Here is a 16,833-nt window from a genome sequence, read left to right on the forward strand (position 1 = left end):
ACGAACCTCTGGTGTGCCAGTTGTTCCGCCAGGAGCACCGCTGGTTGGCTACGTTCGGAAGGGATAACCGCTGAAAGCATCTAAGCGGGAAGCCTGCTTCAAGATGAGGTTTCCATACCCTACGGGGTGAGAGGCACCCAGCAGAACACTGGGTCGATAGGCCGGACGTGGAAGCGGGGACGAAAGACCCGTGCAGCTGACCGGTACTAATCAGCCGACAACTTCAACACCAACAACTTTTTGCTACGCGTCCACTGTGCGGTTCCCGAACCACCAGCACCACACCCCCACAACCGGGGGTGCCCAGTGTTGACAAAGGTTCCATAGAGTTACGGCGGTCACAGCGAAGGGGAAACGCCCGGTCCCATACCGAACCCGGAAGCTAAGCCCTTCAGCGCCGATGGTACTGCCCTGGAGACGGGGTGGGAGAGTAGGACGCCGCCGGACAACCCTTCACCGAAGGCCCACCCCACACGGGGTGGGCCTTCGGCATTTCCGCATACCCCCATGTTCCGCGTGACCCTGGCCCCACGCGGTCCTGCGTGGAGACGCCTCGCGGGCATGGGTCAAGCCCAGCCGTAGGCCGCCGACCAGCGCACGATCTCCGCGAAGAACCGGGAGCGCGGCTCGGGCGCCGAGAGCGAGAGGTCGTGCATCCCGCCGGGGATCCTGACGATGGTGACGACCCGTCCCAGGTGCGCGGAGCGGCGTGCCAGCGGCTCGACGTCGAGCACGATGTCAGCCGAACGCATCTCCTCGGACCAGCGGGTGCTGAACAGCGACTTCTCGGCGAGGAGCACGAGCACGGGGCAGTCGATCGCGAGTCCGGCCGCGACCCGGGCGTGGCCGGAGATGACCGCACGCAGCCAGCCGGCGCGGACGGGGAACGACGGGACGGGCCGCCAGGCGTCGTCGATGACCCAGGTGCCGTCGTCGCGGTCGCGCAACGTCCGGGCGTAGTAGCCAGGGTCGACGTTCGGCAGCGGCGTGCGCGGTTGGAAGCGTGCGAGCTGACGGATCGCGGGTCCCGAGACGGTTCTCGCGACGGACGATCCCTGGAGCTCGAGCCACGGGCTGTTGAGCACGAGCCCCCGGACGACGGCGGGGTGCCGGTGCGCCCAGAGCGCCGCGACGAGGCCGCCGGTGGAGTGACCCATGAGCATGATCGCCGCGTGCTGGCCGAGGTCCGCCCGGACGACCTCGAGCGCCGCGGCGATGTCGGCGTCGTACTCGGTGAGGTGGTCGGCGTACCCGGGCGTCTGGTGCGGGCGGAGGCTGCGTCCGTACTTGCGGAGGTCGACGGCGTAGAAGGCCGCGCCGAGCGCGTGCCAGGTCTCGGCGAGCTCGGTCTGGAAGAAGTAGTCGCTCCACCCGTGGACGTACAGCACCGCGCGCGCCGGTCGGATCGGCTCGTCGGTCGCCGGCGCGTGGCGGACCACGGTCACGACGACCTCGCCCTCGTCGTCGGGCTCCAGCTCGACCGTGCACTGCTCGTACCCGGCGCCGAGGACGTCCGGACCCCAGCCCGACGACGTCACGGCGTGAGCACCACCTTGCCGAACTGCTCCCCGGCGGCAAGTCGGGCGAGGCCGTCGCGAGCCTGCGTCAGAGGCAGCACCTGGTCGACGACGGGCCGCACCTCGCTCCGCGCGAGGAACCGCAGCAGCGCCGCCAGGTCGTCGCGCGTCCCCATCGTCACGCCCTCGATGCGGATCTCGTGGAAGAAGACGCGGGTCAGCTCGGCGGGCGACGCGTCCCCGCTCGTGGCTCCGGCGACGACGACGGTCCCGCCCGGGCGGACCGCGCGCAGCGAGTGTCGCCAGGTCGCCTGGCCGACCGTCTCGACGACGACGTCGACCGGCGCCGGCAGACGCGCACCGTGCTCGAACGTCGCGGCCGCCCCGAGCCTCACGGCGTCGGCGCGCTTGCCGGCGGAGCGGGAGGTCACCCACATCTCGAGCCCGGCGGCCGCGCCCAGGGCGACGGCCGCCGTCGCGACGCCACCGCCCGCGCCCTGGACGAGCACGCGGTCCCCGGGTGCGGCACCACCGGCGGTGAAGAGCATGCGGTACGCCGTCAGCCAGGCGGTCGGCACGCAGGCGGCCTCGACGAACGTCAGCTCCGGGGGCTTGGGGACGAGGTTGTGCGTCGGGACGGCGACGCGCTCGGCGAGCGTGCCCGGGTAGCGCTCGGAGAGGAGTGACCGACGCTCCGTCGGCCCGACCCCGTGCCCGTCCGCCCCGATCACCGCGTGCACGACGACCTCGCTGCCGTCGGGGGCGACGCCCGCGCCGTCCGTCCCGAGGATCATGGGGAGCCGGTCGGTGGGCAGCCCGACCCCGCGCAGCGACCACAGGTCGTGGTGGTTGAGCGACGCGGCGCGTACGTCGACGGTGGTCCAGTGCTCGCGAGGCTCGGGTTCGGGACGGTCCCCGACGACCAGGCCGGCCAGGGGGTCGTCGGGGTCGAGGTGGTCGGCGTAGGCGGCGAGCATGCCCCCAACCTACGGTCCGGTCCGCGCCGCAACCACGGGAGAGCGCGTGCCGCGCGTCACCCCACCGGTGGAGCGGTCAGAGCAGCGGGAGCATGCGGCCGAGGTCGGGGACCGCCTCGGAGGTGTGCACGGGCTCGAGCGCCCGCGCGAGCTCGTCGACGTCGTAGGGGACGCGGCCGCACGCGAGGCGCAGCCAGAGGCGGGGGTCGCGCACCTCGAGCGCCCAGCCGCCGCGCGTGACGACGACGTGCAGCAGCTCGGCCGCGACGGCGTCGAGCGCGCCGCGGTCCACCGGGTCGGTGACCACGCCCGGGAACGTGCGGGCGAGGTCGTCGGCATGGACGACGAGCTCGAGGACTCGTGAGCGCACCATGTCCTGGAGGGTGATGGGGCCGCGCCGCGCCTGCACGACGTGCTGGTCGCCGAGCTCGTCGAGCCGGGCGAAGCCGGCCGCGGCGAAGGCCTGGACGCGCCCGAGGCGGTCGTCGGCGATCTCCGCGTCGAGGGCGCGTGTCGAGTGCTCGATCTCCTCCGCACGCTCCGGGTACGTGCCGAGGTACTCCGCGAGCGTGAGGGGAACGGTGCCGGCGGGCACCGGCCCGCACAGCGCGAGGGTCTCCATGACACGACCGAGGTGGGTGACCAGCTCGCCGACGGTCCAGCCGTCGAGCACGCTCGCACGACCTGCGTCGCGGTCCAGCTCGCCCTCGAGGTCCCGCAGCCAGCGGTCGAGCCGCTCCCACTGGGTGCGCAGGTGCTGAGCCGCCTCGGTCACGTCGCTGTCCATCTCTTCATCGTGCCAGGACGGGGCGGGCACGCCCGCCACGGAGCCACCTCGTGGACAGGTCGGTCGGCGCGTCAGTCGCGGACGCGCGCCGGCTCCCCGAGGAAGTCCGCGACGATCGGTCCGAGCTGGTCGAACTCGATGAGGAACCCGTCGTGCCCGAAGTCGCTCGTGAGCGTGCGCAGCGGCTCGGCGCCGGGGATACCGGCCGCGATGCGCGCGCAGTCGGCGGGCAGGAAGAGCCGGTCCGTGTCGACCGCGACGACGAGCGCGTGCGCGGCGACCTGCGCGAGCGCCGCCTCGACCCCGCCGCGGTCGCGACCGAGGTCGTGCGTGAGCATCGACTCGGTGAGCACGACGTACGAGTTGGCGTCGAAGCGGCGCGCGAGCTTGTCGCCGTGGTGGTCGAGGTACGACTGCACGGCGTACCGGCCGTCGGTGAACGGGTCCTCGCCGCCCTGCGGGAGGCGGCCGAACCGCTCGTCGAGCTCGCGCGCGGACCGGTAGGTCGCGTGCGCGATCTGCCGCGCGATACCGAGCCCGACGTGCGGGCCGTCGCCGTCCGCGGCGTCGTAGTAGTCCCCGCCACGGAACCCGGGGTCGGCACGGACCGCGCCGAGCTGCGGGTGCGCCCAGGCGATCTGGTCACCGGTCGTCTGCGCGGTCGTCGCGATCGCGGCGAGCGAGACGACGTCGACCCCCGCCTCCGGTCCGAGCAGCGCCCACTCGAGGACGCGGTGCCCGCCCATCGAGGCGCCGACGACGAACGCCCACGACGTGATGCCGAGCGACCGCGCGAGCTCGATCTCGACCGCGACCTGGTCGCGCGTCGTGACGCGCGGGAAGCGGCTGCCCCACGGGCGGCCGTCGGGCGCGGTGGATGCCGGGCCGGTGGTCCCCTGGCACCCGCCGAGCACGTTGGGTGCGACGACGAACCAGCGGTCCGTGTCGATCGGCGCGCCAGGCCCGACGAGCGACTCCCACCAGCCCGCGGTGGCGTGCCCCTCCCCGGCGGGGCCGCTGACGTGGGAGTCGCCGGTGAGGGCGTGCAGCACGAGGACGGCGTTCGACCCGTCCGGTGCGAGCGTGCCCCACGTCTCGAACGCGACGCGGACGTCGGGCAGGCGAGAGCCGGACTCGAGGTCGAACGTGCCGACGTCGGCGAACTGCCGCCGCCCCACCGGGTCGCCCTCGCGCCAGGCGCCCGTCGCCGGGACCGGTGCCTTCACCCGCGCGCGCGACGGCGCGACGCCGCGCCCCGCCGAGGCGTCCGGGCGGTGGTCGCGCCGGGCGTCGGGGGCGGGGGAGAGAAGGTCGTCGTTCACAGGGCTCACCGTCGGCCACTGTACGGCCGGGGCGCGCAGGGCGCCCCGGCTGTCCAGATCCGTCATCGCAGTCCTCGTCGTCGTTTCGCCGGGCGTGCTGGGGTCGTCTCTCAGGTGTCCAGCGACGACTTGGCGGCGGTGAACCCGAGCTCGAGGTCGGCGAGGATGTCGTCGACGTGCTCGATGCCGACGGCGAGGCGGACGAGGCCGGGCGTCACGCCGGACTTCGCCTGCTCCTCGGGGCTGAGCTGGGCGTGCGTCGTCGACGCGGGGTGGATGACGAGCGAGCGCACGTCGCCGATGTTGGCGACGTTGGAGTGGAGCTGGAGCGCCGAGACGAACGCCTGCCCCGCCTCGCTGCCGCCGTCGAGCTCGAACGCGAGGACCGCGCCGGCGCCGCGCGGCAGGTACTTCTGCGCGTTCGCGTGCCACGGGCTCGACTCCAGCCCCGCGTAGTGCACCGTGCGGACGTCGTCGCGCGCCTCGAGCCACTCGGCGACCTTCTGCGCGTTCGCGACGTGGCGCTCGACGCGCAGCGACAGCGTCTCGATGCCCTGGGCGATGAGGAACGCGTTGAACGGCGAGATCGCCGAGCCCAGGTCGCGCAGGAGCTGCACGCGCGCCTTGAGCACGTAGGCCAGGTTCGCGCCGAGGATGCCGTCCACGCCGAGGTCGCGCGCGTAGACGAGGCCGTTGTACGACGGGTCGGGGGTGTTGTAGTTCGGGAACCGCTCCGGGTACGCCGCGTAGTCGAACGTGCCGCCGTCGACGATCACGCCGCCGATGGCGGAGCCGTGCCCGCCGAGGTACTTCGTCGCCGAGTGCACGACGACGTCCGCCCCGTGCTCGAGCGGCCGCAGCAGGTAGGGGGTCGCGACGGTGTTGTCGACGATCAGCGGCACGCCCACCTCGTGCGCGACCGCCGCGACGGCCTCGATGTCGAGGACGTCGGCCTGCGGGTTGGGGATCGTCTCGCCGAAGAACAGCTTCGTGTTCGGGCGTACGGCGTCGCGCCAGGCCTGCGGGTCGTGCGGGTCGGTGACGAACGTCGTCTCGACGCCGAGCTTGGCGAGCGAGTACTGCAGGAGGTTGTAGGTACCCCCGTAGAGGCTCGGCGAGGCGACGACGTGGTCGCCCGCCTCGGCGACGTTGAGGATCGCGAACGTCGTCGCGGCCTGCCCGGACGCGAGGAGCAGCGCGCCGACGCCGCCCTCGAGCGACGCGATGCGGTTCTCCACGACCTCCTGCGTCGGGTTGCCGATGCGCGTGTAGATCGGCCCGAGGTCCTTGAGCGCGAAGCGGTCGGCGGCCACCGATGCGTCGGGGAAGACGAACGACGTGGTCTGGTAGATCGGCAGCGCGCGGGCGCCGGTCGTCGGGTCGGCGGTCTGGCCGGCGTGGACCTGGCGCGTCTCGAAGGACCAGGCGGGTGCGTTCTCGGTGCTCATGGTGCTCTCCTGCGGGTGGTGGGGTGGGACGACGGCGCACGGCGCGCCGGGCGGACGGGTGCCGTGGGGGACGAGGAGGCGGGAGGCCGGCCGTCGACCGCGGCGAGGGGCGCACACGGGACGGGATCGCCACGGCGAGGGCGTCGTCGACGACGGCTCGCGGGCAGGCGAACGTGTGCTGGGGTCAGCGACACATTCGGCGGGACATGCTGGTGAGGCTAGGCCCGATCCGCGCCGCCCGACAGGGGTGTCTCGCGATGCGAGACCACATCCTGAGAAGGTCGGCACCGCCCCGATGGCGCATCGCGGACCTTCTGGGCAGACTCGTGCGGGTGCTGTCAACGGGACACGCCGGACGACCGATCGAAGGAGGGGCGATGGACGACGCGACGTCGGCGCACGCCGCCCGGCCGGGGCTCCTCGGGGGAGCGCGGCGTCGCCCGGCCACCGGTCCCCGTCGGCTCGCGTCCGCGTCCGCGGCGGGCCTGCTCGCGCTCGTGCTCGGCGTGGGGCTCGCGCCCTCCGCGTCGTCCGACCCGCCGTCGGACGACGACGCCCGCGCGGCGCGCGAGGCCGTGGACGGTGCCGCCCGGGACGTCGAGTCCGTCGAGCGTGAGCTGGCGTCGCTGCGGGACCGCCGGTCCAGCGCCGAGGCGGCCGTCGAGACCGCGGCGGAGGAGTACGCGGCCGCGCAGGACGCGCTCGAGACGGCCGACGCGGAGGTCCGCGACGCCCAGGAGGCGCTCGCGACCGCCCGGACGGGAGAGTCGGAGTCGCGCGCCGCGGTCGGTGCGCTGTTCCGTGCGTCCCGGCAGGGGTCGACCGACCTCGACGCGTTGCGTGCCGTCCTCGACGCGGACGGGGTGGGCCAGGTCGTCGAGCGGGAGAACGCCGAGCGCGTCGCCGGCCGGACCGCGGGTCGCGCGGTGGAGGCGCACGCGACGGCGCGCGCCGTCGCCGACACCGCCCGTGCCCGGGCCGACGCGGCGCTCGCGCACCAGGGCGAGGTCGAGGACCGTGCGCGGGACGCGCTCGCCGCCGCCCAGGTCTCGTCCGACGCGCTCGACGACGCGGTGCAGGAGTCCGCGACCCGGCGCGAGACGCTCCTCGCCGAGCTCGCCCGCGCGCGGGCCACGAGCGTCGACGTCGAGCGCCGGCGCCAGGACGCCCTCGACGCGCAGGCCGCGAGCGAGCGCGAGGCCGCGGCCCGGGCGCGCGTCGAGGCCCCGGCGGCGGGGACGTCGTCGCGCGCTCCCGCGGCGCCCCCGACGAGCAGCCCCGCACCCGCGAACCCGGCGCCCGACCCGGCGCCGGCGCCCGCGCCGGCCCCGAGTCCCGCGCCCGCGCCGAACCCCGCGCCCGCGCCGAACCCCGCGCCCGCGCCGAACCCGGCACCCGCCCCGACGCCCGACCCGCCGCCGGTCGTGACGCCGCCCCCGGGCACGGGCGTCGGCAGCGCGGCGCAGGGCCGGGCCGCCGTCGCGTGGGCGCGCACCAAGATCGGCGCCCCGTACGTGTTCGGGGGTACCGGACCGGGCTACGACTGCTCGGGCCTCACGTCGCGCGCGTGGTCCGCGGCGGGCGTCGACATCACCCGCACGTCGCGCTCCCAGTACCAGCGCGTGCAGAAGATCTCCTACGACCAGCTCCGCCCGGGCGACCTGATCTTCTACGCCAACGACACCGCGAACCCGTCGACCATCCGCCACGTCGCCATGTACACCGGGAACGGCAGGATGATCGAGGCCCGTCAGCCCGGCAGCCCCGTGCACGAGGTCGCGATGCGCTGGGCCGACGCGATGCCGTACGCGGGCCGTCCCTAGGCCCCTGCCTCGCGACCTCGGCGGACGACGACGGCCGCTCACCTCGGGAGGTGAGCGGCCGTCGTCGTATCGGGGACCGAGCGCGGGGCGTCAGTGGCCCGGCGTGTGGTACCCGGAGTCGATGGCGCGCTGGAGCGAGCGCTCGATCTCGGCCTCGGCGTCCGCGCGGCCGACCCAGTGGGCGCCCTCGACGGACTTCCCGGGCTCGAGGTCCTTGTAGACCTCGAAGAAGTGCTGGATCTCCAGGCGGTGGAAGTCGGAGACGTCGTCGATGTCCTGGCGCCACGCGGCGCGCTGGTCGCCCGTCGGGACGCAGAGGACCTTGTCGTCGCCGCCGGCCTCGTCGCGCATGCGGAACATGCCGAGCGCGCGGCACCGGATCAGGCAGCCGGGGAACGTGGGCTCCTCGAGCAGGACGAGCGCGTCCAGCGGGTCACCGTCCTCGCCGAGCGTCCCCTCGATGAACCCGTAGTCGTCGGGGTACCGCGTCGAGGTGAAGAGCATGCGGTCGAGACGGATGCGACCGGTCGCGTGGTCCACCTCGTACTTGTTGCGCTGCCCCTTGGGGATCTCGATCGTGACGTCGAACTCCACTGCTTCCTCCAGTCGTACCGGCACCGCGACGCTCGGGCGGTGGCTGGGTCTGTGGACGACGGACCACGCCGTCGTGCGGGAACTAGTGTGACACGTGCCGTCCCCGCGGGAGGGTTCCCACCGGGCTCCCGGGCGGGCGGGCTGAGTGATAATGCGCACGTGCCCGCACCCGACGTCCCGGTCCAGGCACCGGTGCCCGCCGGTGCCCCGGAGGCGCGCGCGCACGGGACGGAACGAGGGAGACGCATGGGCTGGGGGACGCGCACGGGCGTGGCCGTCGGCGTCGTGCTCGTCCTCGCGGGCGGCTACGTCGTGGCGGACGCGTACGACGTCGTCCCCGGCGTGCTGACGACCGCAGCGCCCTACCCGGAGCCGAACCCGTTCCCCGAGGCGCCGGGCGCCGTCGCGGCGCCACCGCTCGAGGTCGAGCTGCCGACCCTCGACCCTGCGGCCCCGGTCCCGGCCACGGGGAGCGTGCAGGACCTCGCGGACGACCTCGCGGCCGACACCCGGCTCGGTCCGCGCGTCGGCGTCCTGGTGACCGACGCCGTGACGGGCGACGTCCTCGGCGCGAGCGGCGACACCGTGGGCCACGTCCCGGCGTCGACCCTCAAGACGCTCACCGCGGCGGCGGCCCTCACGTCTCCCGGGGCGCACGCGACCCTCCCGACCCGCGCCGTCCTCGAGGGGCAGGAGACCGTGTACCTCGTGGGCGGCGGCGACATGATGCTCGCCGCGGGCGCCGGAGACCCGACGGCGGTCAACGGCCGGGCGGGCCTCGGCGACCTCGCCGCGCAGGTCGCGGGCGAGCTCAAGCTCACGGGCCGCACGACGATCTCGCTCCGCCTCGACGACACGCTCTTCACGGGTGCCGCGGTCGCGCCGACCGTCGACCCGGCGAGCGTGCGCAACGGCTACGTCGCGCCCGTCGCCGCGCTCGCGGTCGACGTCGCGCGGCTCGAGGACGAGGAGTACGCGCCGCGCGCGGAGGACCCGGCGGTGGCGGCCGCCGACGCGTTCGTCGCCGCGCTCGCCGAGCAGGGGGTCACCGTGGCCGGGGACGTGGTGCGCGCACCGGCGCCCGACGACGGGCGCGCGGTCGGCGAGGTGGAGTCCGCGCCGCTGAGCGAGGTCGTCGCGTACCTGCTCCAGCACTCCGACAACACCATCACGGAGGTGGTGGGCCGCGTCGTCGCGATCGACGCGGGGCTGCCCGGCTCCGCGGCGGGCGCGACGCAGGCCGTGCGGTCGGCGGTCGAGGGGCTCGGGGTCGACCTCACGGGCGCGACGCTCGCCGACCTCTCGGGTCTCGGCGACGGCTCGGTCGTCACGCCCGCCCAGCTCGACGAGGTCGTCGGCCTGCTCGCGGACCCGGCGCACCCGCAGCTGCGGCCCGGCGCCGTCGGGCTGCCGGTCGCGGGACTGTCCGGGACGCTCGGCGAGCGCTACCTCGAGAACGCGGGCCGCGGCGTCGTGCGGGCCAAGACGGGCAGCCTGCCGAACGTCACGTCGCTCGCGGGCACGGTCGTCACGGCCGACGACCGCCTCCTCGTGTTCTCCCTCATGGCCGACGCCGTGCCCGACGGGGGCACGTACGGCGCGCGCCTCATCTTCGACGACTTCGTCGCGGCGCTCGCGGAGTGCGGCTGCACCGCCTGACCCGGTGGGGCTCAGCGATCGCTCGGCGCTTCCGCCAGCCAGTCCTCGACCTCGAGGCCGGGGACGCGGGAGAGCTCCCGGACGTTGTTCGTCACCATGACGAGCCCGAGCGACCGGGCGTGCCCGGCGAGGAGGGCGTCATAGGGTCCGATGGGCGTGCCGCGGGCCGCGAGGCGCGCGCGGACGCGGCCGGCGTGCATCGCCGCGAGACCGTCGAAGGGGAGCACGTCCACGAGCGACAACAGGTCGTCGACAGCCTGACGGTTGCGATGCGGGTCTTCTGACCGCTCGATGCCGTACTCGAGCTCCATCTCGCTCACCGTCGAGACCGCGACGCGCCCCTCCGCCTCCCGAAGCCTCGGTCGCGCGGCCACGCCGTTCCCACGCAACAACGCGATCAGGACGTTCGTGTCCAGCAGGTAGAGCGAGCTCACAGGGCGCCGCGCTCCTCGGCCGTCCCTTGGTCGCGGTCGGGCAGGAAGTCGTCGGCGACGCGGAGCCCGTGGTCGAACCACTCGTCCCACCCGGTGCCAGCCGGCGTGATCACGCGGGACCTGCCGACGGTCCGGACCTCGACCTCGCGGACGTCGTCGGGCAGCGCGACCGCCTTGGGCAGGCGGACCGCCTGCGTCCTGTTGCTGCGGAACACCGTCGTGCGGACCATCGGGGAGCCTCCTCGGTCGTATATCCCTGGAGTATATCCCCGTCCCTCACATGACCACCGGTCCCGGGATACGGTGAGACGGTGACACTCGTCGAGCAGGACGGCCGTTCGGGCAGCGACCCGTCACGCGGCGACACGTCGATCGTCGACTGGTCGGCCGCCGCCCAGATCGCGGGCCGGCTCGCGCGCCCGGGCCCGCAGGCGTCGCGCGACGAGCTCGCCGACCTCGTCGAGGGGCTGCGCGCCGCGGCGGAGGCCGCCGTTCCCCACGTGCTCGACGTGACGCGCATGAGCCCCGGCGCGGGCGGTCCGACGACGGGCCAGACGGCTGCACCGACGACCGGCCTGGGCACCGTGTACGTCGTGGACCGTGCGCGCTGGGCCCGCGCCAACACCGAGATCATGGCGTCGCTCACCGATGGCGTGACCGACGCGCTCGTCGGCGAGCGCGGACGCGTCCCGCAGGCGACGGCGCTCGTCGGGGCCGCCCAGGTGGGGTCGGTGCTCGCCGTCCTCTCCAGCCGGGTCCTCGGTCAGTTCGACCCCTACAGCGGGCTGGGCGGCACCGCGCCCGCGGCCGCGACCGGCGTCGTGCCCGACGGCGGCCCGTCGCCTGCGGCCACCGGCTCGCCCGGGCGGCTCGTGCTCGTGGCGCCCAACGTGCTGCAGGTGGAGCGCGCCCTGGACCTCAAGCCCGCCGACTTCCGCCTCTGGGTGTGCCTGCACGAGCAGACGCACGCGCTGCAGTTCGCCGCCGCGCCGTGGCTCGCGGACCACCTCCGCACGCGCGCGAGCGCACTCCTCACCGAGCTCTCCGCGTCGTCGCGCCGGCTCGCCGAGGCGCGCCTGCGCGAGAAGCTCGCCACCGTGGGGCGCGCCGTCCTCCACGCCGTGCGCGGCGAGGACGGGACCCTCGTCGACGGCCTCCTCACACCCGAGGAGCAGGACCGCCTCGCCGACGTCACCGCCGTCATGGCCCTGCTGGAGGGGCACGCCGACGTGGCGATGGACGCCGTCGGGCCGCGCACCGTGCGCACGGTGCGGAGCATCCGCCGCAAGTTCGAGGCCCGGCGCGACGGCGAGGGGCGCTCCGGGTTCGACGTCGTGCTCCGGCGCGTGCTCGGCATGGACGCCAAGATCGCGCAGTACCGCGACGGCGCGGCCTTCGTGCGCGCGGTCGAGAAGGAGGTCGGGCGCGACGGGTTCAACGCCGTGTGGGCGTCGCCCGAGAACCTGCCGACCGCCCGCGAGATCGCCGACGCGCGCGCCTGGGTGCGCCGCGTCCACGGCTGAGCCGGTGGGCGGGCCGGCGCCCGTCGTCGCGACCGCGCGCCGCGCCGTGCGTCGCACGCTCGGGGACCTGCGGCCGGGCGACCTCGTGCTCGTCGCGTGCTCGGGCGGTGCGGACTCGACGGCGCTCGCCGCCGCCACGGCGTTCGTCGCGCCCCGGCTCGGGTTGCGCGCGGGCGCCGTCGTCGTGGACCACGGGCTCCAGGCGGGCAGCGCCGGTGTCGCGGCGGACGCCGCGGACCGCTGCCGCGGGCTGGGGCTCGACCCGGTCGAGGTGCGCCGCGTCGTCGTCCCGGCGTCCGGCGACGGCCCGGAGGCGGACGCGCGCGCGGCCCGGTACGCGGCGCTCGACGCCGCGGCGACCGAGCACGGCGCCGCCGCGGTGCTCCTGGGGCACACGCTCGACGACCAGGCGGAGACGGTGCTGCTGGGGCTCGCCCGCGGGGCCGGTGCCCGCTCGCTCGCCGGGATGGCGCCCCGACGCGGCGTCCACCGGCGCCCGCTCCTCGCCCTGCGGCGCGCGGAGACCGAGGCGGTGTGCCGCACGCTCGGGCTCGTGTGGTGGGACGACCCCACGAACGGACCGGCGGCGTCGGGCGACGCCCCGGGGGCTCCGGGCACCGCGGCGCTGCCCCTGCGCTCGCAGGTGCGCGCGCGCGTCGTGCCCGCGCTGGTCGACGTGCTCGGGCCCGGCGCGGTGCCGGCGCTCGCGCGGACCGCGGACCTCCTGCGCGACGACGCCGACCTGCTCGACGCGCTCGCCGCGGACCTCCTCGCGACGGCCCTCGTGGCGTCCCCGGACGACGGCGAGCGCGGGCCGGCGGCGTCGGGTGCCGAGAGCGTGGTGCTCGACGCTGAGGTGCTCGCGTCCGCGCACCCGGCCCTGCGCCGTCGTGCCCTGAGGTCCGCGGCGCTCCGCGCGGGCTGCCCGGCGAGCGACCTGTTCGCCGTGCACGTCGACGCGCTCGACGCGCTCGTCACGGCGTGGCGGGGCCAGGGCCCCGTGCACCTGCCGGGCGACCTGAGGGCCACGCGCGCGTGTGGCAGGCTTTCCCTGGGCCGCGAGACGACGCCCCGGCGCAGCCTCACCCCGCGAACCCTCAGCACCCCCACCCCCACACCTCAGGAGTGACCCCCGTGGAAGCATCGGACGTCGCAGGCGACCTCGAGAACATCCTGCTCACCGAGGAGCAGCTCGGTGCGCGGCTCGACGAGATCGCGGCGCAGATCGACCGCGACTACGCGGGCAAGGACCTCCTGCTCGTCGGCGTCCTCAAGGGCGCCGTCATGGTCATGGCGGACCTCGCGCGCCGCCTGCACAGCCACGTCGAGATGGACTGGATGGCCGTCTCGTCGTACGGGTCGGGCACCAAGTCCTCGGGCGTCGTGCGGATCCTCAAGGACCTCGACGCCGACCTCACGGGCCGCAACGTGCTCATCGTCGAGGACATCATCGACTCGGGTCTCACGCTCTCCTGGCTCCTGTCGAACCTGCGCTCGCGCGGGCCGGCGTCGGTCGAGATCGCGGCGATGCTGCGCAAGCCCGACGCCGCGAAGACGGACGTCGACGTGCGGTACGTCGGGTTCGACATCCCGAACGAGTTCGTCGTGGGCTACGGCCTCGACTACGCGGAGAAGTACCGCAACCTGCCGTTCGTCGGGACGCTCGCCCCGCACGTGTACTCGAGCTGAACGGGAGGCGGGGACGCCCCTCGCCGCGGTGGCGCGGCGGCGTCCCGCGTCCGGGCGCCGTGTCGCCCGCGCCCGGGGGACGTGGGCCACGCCCTGGGCGAACAGAGGCGTGATCCCCAGCAGGCGTCAAGGTCCAGAGTGTAGTTTCGAGCCCGAACACTTGCGCGAGCGGAGGGATCCGGGGCGCACGCCCCGTCGCCGATGAACATCAAGAAGATTCTCAGTGGGCCGATCGTCTGGATCGTCCTGGGCCTCGTGATCCTGTGGATCGCCTTCGCGACGTTGTCGCGCCCGACGGTCCAGCGCATCGACACGTCCCAGGGCCTCGAGCTGCTCTCGGGCGACACGGTCGAGCAGGCCCTCATCGTGGACGGCGACCAGCGCGTGCGCCTCACGCTGTCCGACGACTACGTGGTCGACGAAGGCACGGACACCGAGGAGAACAAGGGCAAGAACGTCGAGTTCTACTACGTCCAGCCCCAGGGCGAGGCCGTGGTCGACGCGGTCGTCGCGGCGGAGCCCAAGGACGGGTACAACTCCGAGGTCGCGCAGCCGTCGTTCTGGTCGTCCCTGCTCGGGCTGCTCATCCCGTTCCTCATCATCGGCGTGCTGTTCTGGTTCCTGCTCTCGCGCATGCAGGGCGGCGGCTCCCGCGTGATGGGCTTCGGCAAGTCGCGCGCCAAGCTGGTCTCCAAGGACACCCCGCAGGTGACGTTCGCGGACGTCGCCGGTGCGGACGAGGCGGTCGAGGAGCTCCACGAGATCAAGGAGTTCCTCGCGGAGCCGGACAAGTTCCAGGCCGTCGGGGCCAAGATCCCCAAGGGCGTGCTGCTCTACGGCCCGCCCGGGACGGGCAAGACGCTGCTCGCGCGCGCCGTGGCCGGCGAGGCGGGCGTGCCGTTCTACTCGATCTCCGGCTCGGACTTCGTCGAGATGTTCGTCGGCGTCGGCGCGAGCCGCGTCCGCGACCTGTTCACCCAGGCCAAGGAGAACTCGCCCGCCATCATCTTCGTCGACGAGATCGACGCCGTCGGCCGTCACCGCGGCGCCGGCATGGGCGGCGGGCACGACGAGCGCGAGCAGACGCTCAACCAGCTCCTCGTCGAGATGGACGGGTTCGACGTCAAGACGAACGTCATCCTCATCGCGGCGACGAACCGCCCCGACATCCTCGACCCGGCGCTCCTGCGCCCGGGCCGCTTCGACCGCCAGGTCGCCGTCGAGGCGCCCGACCTCAAGGGCCGCGAGGCGATCCTGCGCGTGCACGCCCAGGGCAAGCCGATCGTCCCCGAGATCGACCTCGCCGCGGTCGCGCGCCGCACGCCGGGCTTCACCGGAGCCGACCTCGCGAACGTGCTCAACGAGGCCGCGCTCCTCACCGCCCGCAGCGGCGCCCAGCTCATCGACGACCGCGCGCTCGACGAGGCGATCGACCGCGTCGTGGCCGGCCCGCAGAAGCGCACGCGCGTCATGAACGTCAAGGAGCAGAAGATCACGGCGTACCACGAGGGCGGGCACGCCCTCGTCGCCGCGGCCATGCGCTACACGGACCCCGTCACCAAGGTGACGATCCTGCCGCGCGGCCGCGCGCTCGGGTACACGATGGTCATGCCGACCGAGGACAAGTACTCCACGACGCGCAACGAGCTGCTCGACCAGCTCGCCTACGCCATGGGTGGGCGCGTCGCCGAGGAGCTCGTCTTCCACGACCCGACCACGGGCGCCTCGAACGACATCGAGAAGGCCACGGCGATCGCCAAGAAGATGGTCACCGAGTACGGCATGAGCGAGCGCGTCGGCGCGATCAAGCTGGGCACCGGCTCGGGCGAGCCCTTCATGGGCCGCGACATGGGCCACACGCGCGACTACTCCGAGTCCGTCGCGGGCACCGTGGACCACGAGGTGCGCAAGCTCGTCGAGGCCGCGCACGACGAGGCGTGGGAGGTGCTCACGCAGTACCGCGACGTGCTCGACGCGCTCGTGCTCGAGCTCCTCGAGAAGGAGACGCTGAACCAGGCGGAGCTCGCGCGGGTCTTCGCGCCGGTCGTCAAGCGCGACGCGCGCGACGTGTGGCTCTCGAGCGAGCAGCGCGCGGTGTCCCAGCGCGGTCCCGTCCTCACGGACGCCGAGAAGGCGGCGCAGAACGGCGCCCCGGTGATCCCGCAGGACGAGGCCGCCGCCGCGAACGACGAGCTGCCCCCCGAGCGCATCGGCGAGGTCCCGGCGGACAGCCCGCTCGACCGGGCGCTCGGCCGCGACGGCACGGTCGACGCGACGGACGTGCGCGAGCCGGGGCAGGACTGATGGGCACCTCCACGCACCCTGCTCCGGGCACGGGCACGGGCACGGGCACGGGCACGGGCACGGGCACGGGCGCCGCGCCGACCGCCATCACGCGGGCCCGTGCGGCCGAGGACCTGCGCGCCCCGGCGGACGTGCCGCCGTACGACCAGGAGCGTGCCGAGGCGGCGGTGCGCGAGCTCCTGCTCGCCGTCGGGGAGGACCCGGACCGCGAGGGGCTGCGCGAGACGCCCGCGCGCGTGGCGCGCGCCTACCGCGAGATCTTCGCGGGACTGCGCCAGGAGGCGGCGGACGTCCTCACGACGACCTTCGACCTCGGCCACGAGGAGATGGTGCTCGTCAAGGACATCGAGGTGTACTCGACGTGCGAGCACCACCTCGTGCCGTTCCACGGCGTCGCGCACATCGGCTACATCCCCAACGTCGACGGCCGCATCACGGGTCTGTCGAAGCTCGCGCGCCTCGTCGAGGTCTTCGCCCGCCGTCCGCAGGTCCAGGAGCGGCTCACGTCGCAGATCGCGGACGCGCTCGTGGAGCACCTGCAGCCGCGCGGCGCGATCGTCGTGGTCGAGTGCGAGCACCTGTGCATGTCGATGCGCGGCGTGCGCAAGCCGGGGTCGCGCACGGTGACGTCGGCGGTGCGAGGCCAGATGCGCGACGGCGCGACGCGGGCCGAGGCGATGAGCCTCATCCTGGGGCGCTAGTCCCGTGGACCGCTTCGTGGTCGCCGGGCTCGAGGAGCTGGCCGACGTCGGCCGG

Annotated in this window: 15 protein-coding genes and 2 rRNA genes; 9 read left to right on the plus strand and 8 right to left on the minus strand. The window is 74.3% G+C overall.

The window, feature by feature from the left end:
• Together A0J59_RS02840 and rrf are read left to right on the plus strand one after the other, a co-directional pair.
• Positions 1-230, plus strand: a 23S ribosomal RNA gene (locus A0J59_RS02840); the annotation flags it as partial.
• 100 nt (positions 231-330) lie between these two features.
• Positions 331-447: ribosomal RNA gene (gene rrf, locus A0J59_RS02845) — 5S ribosomal RNA — on the plus strand.
• A gap of 119 nt (positions 448-566) precedes the next feature.
• On the opposite strand, the gene A0J59_RS02850 is transcribed toward rrf, so the two are convergent.
• The 5 genes from A0J59_RS02850 to A0J59_RS02870 all read right to left on the minus strand — a co-directional run bounded on the left by A0J59_RS02850 (position 567) and on the right by A0J59_RS02870 (position 6,051).
• Positions 567-1,538, minus strand: coding sequence for an alpha/beta hydrolase (locus tag A0J59_RS02850; RefSeq protein ID WP_064315169.1), 972 nt, complete (start codon positions 1,536-1,538; stop codon positions 567-569).
• On the minus strand, positions 1,535-2,494 hold the full coding sequence (locus A0J59_RS02855) for a zinc-binding dehydrogenase (RefSeq protein ID WP_064315170.1): 960 nt from the start codon (positions 2,492-2,494) through the stop codon (positions 1,535-1,537). The genes A0J59_RS02850 and A0J59_RS02855 overlap by 4 nt, the downstream gene beginning before the upstream one ends.
• A gap of 76 nt (positions 2,495-2,570) precedes the next feature.
• Positions 2,571-3,281: a maleylpyruvate isomerase N-terminal domain-containing protein gene (locus tag A0J59_RS02860; RefSeq protein WP_047233916.1), complete on the minus strand. Its 711-nt coding sequence runs from the start codon at positions 3,279-3,281 to the stop codon at positions 2,571-2,573.
• 71 nt (positions 3,282-3,352) lie between these two features.
• Complete coding sequence (locus A0J59_RS02865) at positions 3,353-4,612, minus strand: homoserine O-acetyltransferase (RefSeq protein ID WP_369799741.1); 1,260 nt, start codon at positions 4,610-4,612, stop codon at positions 3,353-3,355.
• Positions 4,613-4,713: 101 nt separating this feature from the next.
• Positions 4,714-6,051 carry a bifunctional o-acetylhomoserine/o-acetylserine sulfhydrylase gene (locus A0J59_RS02870; protein WP_064315171.1) on the minus strand — a complete coding sequence of 446 codons (1,338 nt, stop codon included), beginning with the start codon at positions 6,049-6,051 and terminating at the stop codon, positions 4,714-4,716.
• Positions 6,052-6,428: 377 nt separating this feature from the next.
• On the opposite strand from A0J59_RS02870, the gene A0J59_RS02875 reads away from it, so the two are divergent.
• Positions 6,429-7,874, plus strand: coding sequence for a C40 family peptidase (locus A0J59_RS02875; RefSeq protein ID WP_082918693.1), 1,446 nt, complete (start codon positions 6,429-6,431; stop codon positions 7,872-7,874).
• Positions 7,875-7,964: 90 nt separating this feature from the next.
• Here A0J59_RS02875 and A0J59_RS02880 read toward each other — a convergent pair whose 3' ends face one another.
• Positions 7,965-8,468, minus strand: a complete 504-nt coding sequence (locus A0J59_RS02880; RefSeq protein WP_034655165.1) for an inorganic diphosphatase — start codon at positions 8,466-8,468, stop codon at positions 7,965-7,967.
• Between the two features lie 159 nt (positions 8,469-8,627).
• Here A0J59_RS02880 and dacB point away from each other — a divergent pair, with 159 nt between their 5' ends.
• Entirely contained in the window at positions 8,628-10,127 is a 1,500-nt protein-coding gene (gene dacB / locus A0J59_RS02885) for a D-alanyl-D-alanine carboxypeptidase/D-alanyl-D-alanine-endopeptidase (RefSeq protein ID WP_369799742.1), read from the plus strand.
• Between the two features lie 11 nt (positions 10,128-10,138).
• Here the strand turns inward: dacB and A0J59_RS02890 are convergent, their stop codons facing one another.
• Both A0J59_RS02890 and vapB read right to left on the minus strand, forming a co-directional pair.
• The gene (locus A0J59_RS02890; protein ID WP_064315173.1) at positions 10,139-10,561 is read right to left on the minus strand and encodes a type II toxin-antitoxin system VapC family toxin; all 423 of its coding nucleotides are present in this window, start codon (positions 10,559-10,561) and stop codon (positions 10,139-10,141) included.
• Positions 10,558-10,791, minus strand: a complete 234-nt coding sequence (gene vapB, locus A0J59_RS02895; protein WP_047233911.1) for a type II toxin-antitoxin system VapB family antitoxin — start codon at positions 10,789-10,791, stop codon at positions 10,558-10,560. Before vapB ends, A0J59_RS02890 begins: the two co-directional genes overlap by 4 nt.
• Positions 10,792-10,872: 81 nt before the next feature.
• On the opposite strand from vapB, the gene A0J59_RS02900 reads away from it, so the two are divergent.
• The 5 genes from A0J59_RS02900 to folE all read left to right on the plus strand — a co-directional run bounded on the left by A0J59_RS02900 (position 10,873) and on the right by folE (position 16,778).
• Positions 10,873-12,084: a zinc-dependent metalloprotease gene (locus tag A0J59_RS02900; protein WP_082918694.1), complete on the plus strand. Its 1,212-nt coding sequence runs from the start codon at positions 10,873-10,875 to the stop codon at positions 12,082-12,084.
• Between the two features lie 4 nt (positions 12,085-12,088).
• Complete coding sequence (gene tilS / locus A0J59_RS02905) at positions 12,089-13,213, plus strand: tRNA lysidine(34) synthetase TilS (protein WP_064315174.1); 1,125 nt, start codon at positions 12,089-12,091, stop codon at positions 13,211-13,213.
• Positions 13,214-13,218: 5 nt separating this feature from the next.
• Positions 13,219-13,773 carry a hypoxanthine phosphoribosyltransferase gene (gene hpt, locus A0J59_RS02910; protein WP_047233909.1) on the plus strand — a complete coding sequence of 185 codons (555 nt, stop codon included), beginning with the start codon at positions 13,219-13,221 and terminating at the stop codon, positions 13,771-13,773.
• Between the two features lie 201 nt (positions 13,774-13,974).
• Complete coding sequence (gene ftsH / locus A0J59_RS02915) at positions 13,975-16,077, plus strand: ATP-dependent zinc metalloprotease FtsH (protein ID WP_047233908.1); 2,103 nt, start codon at positions 13,975-13,977, stop codon at positions 16,075-16,077.
• Complete coding sequence (gene folE / locus A0J59_RS02920; protein WP_255364932.1) at positions 16,077-16,778, plus strand: GTP cyclohydrolase I FolE; 702 nt, start codon at positions 16,077-16,079, stop codon at positions 16,776-16,778. The genes ftsH and folE overlap by 1 nt, the downstream gene beginning before the upstream one ends.
• The last annotated feature ends 55 nt before the right edge of the window (positions 16,779-16,833 follow it).

The sequence above is a fragment of the Cellulosimicrobium sp. I38E genome, assembly GCF_001647255.1.
In the GTDB taxonomy this organism is placed as follows: Bacteria; Actinomycetota; Actinomycetes; order Actinomycetales; family Cellulomonadaceae; genus Cellulosimicrobium; species Cellulosimicrobium cellulans_E.

Bases quoted from the DNA above. Each gene is read 5' to 3' on its own strand.
- A0J59_RS02855 (WP_064315170.1), bottom strand. From the start codon at position 2,494: ATGCTCGCCGCCTACGCCGACCACCTCGACCCCGACGACCCCCTGGCC.
- A0J59_RS02860 (WP_047233916.1), bottom strand. From the start codon at position 3,281: ATGGACAGCGACGTGACCGAGGCGGCTCAGCACCTGCGCACCCAGTGG.
- A0J59_RS02870 (WP_064315171.1), bottom strand. From the start codon at position 6,051: ATGAGCACCGAGAACGCACCCGCCTGGTCCTTCGAGACGCGCCAGGTC.
- A0J59_RS02875 (WP_082918693.1), top strand. From the start codon at position 6,429: ATGGACGACGCGACGTCGGCGCACGCCGCCCGGCCGGGGCTCCTCGGG.
- vapB (WP_047233911.1), bottom strand. From the start codon at position 10,791: ATGGTCCGCACGACGGTGTTCCGCAGCAACAGGACGCAGGCGGTCCGC.
- ftsH (WP_047233908.1), top strand. From the start codon at position 13,975: ATGAACATCAAGAAGATTCTCAGTGGGCCGATCGTCTGGATCGTCCTG.
- folE (WP_255364932.1), top strand. From the start codon at position 16,077: ATGGGCACCTCCACGCACCCTGCTCCGGGCACGGGCACGGGCACGGGC.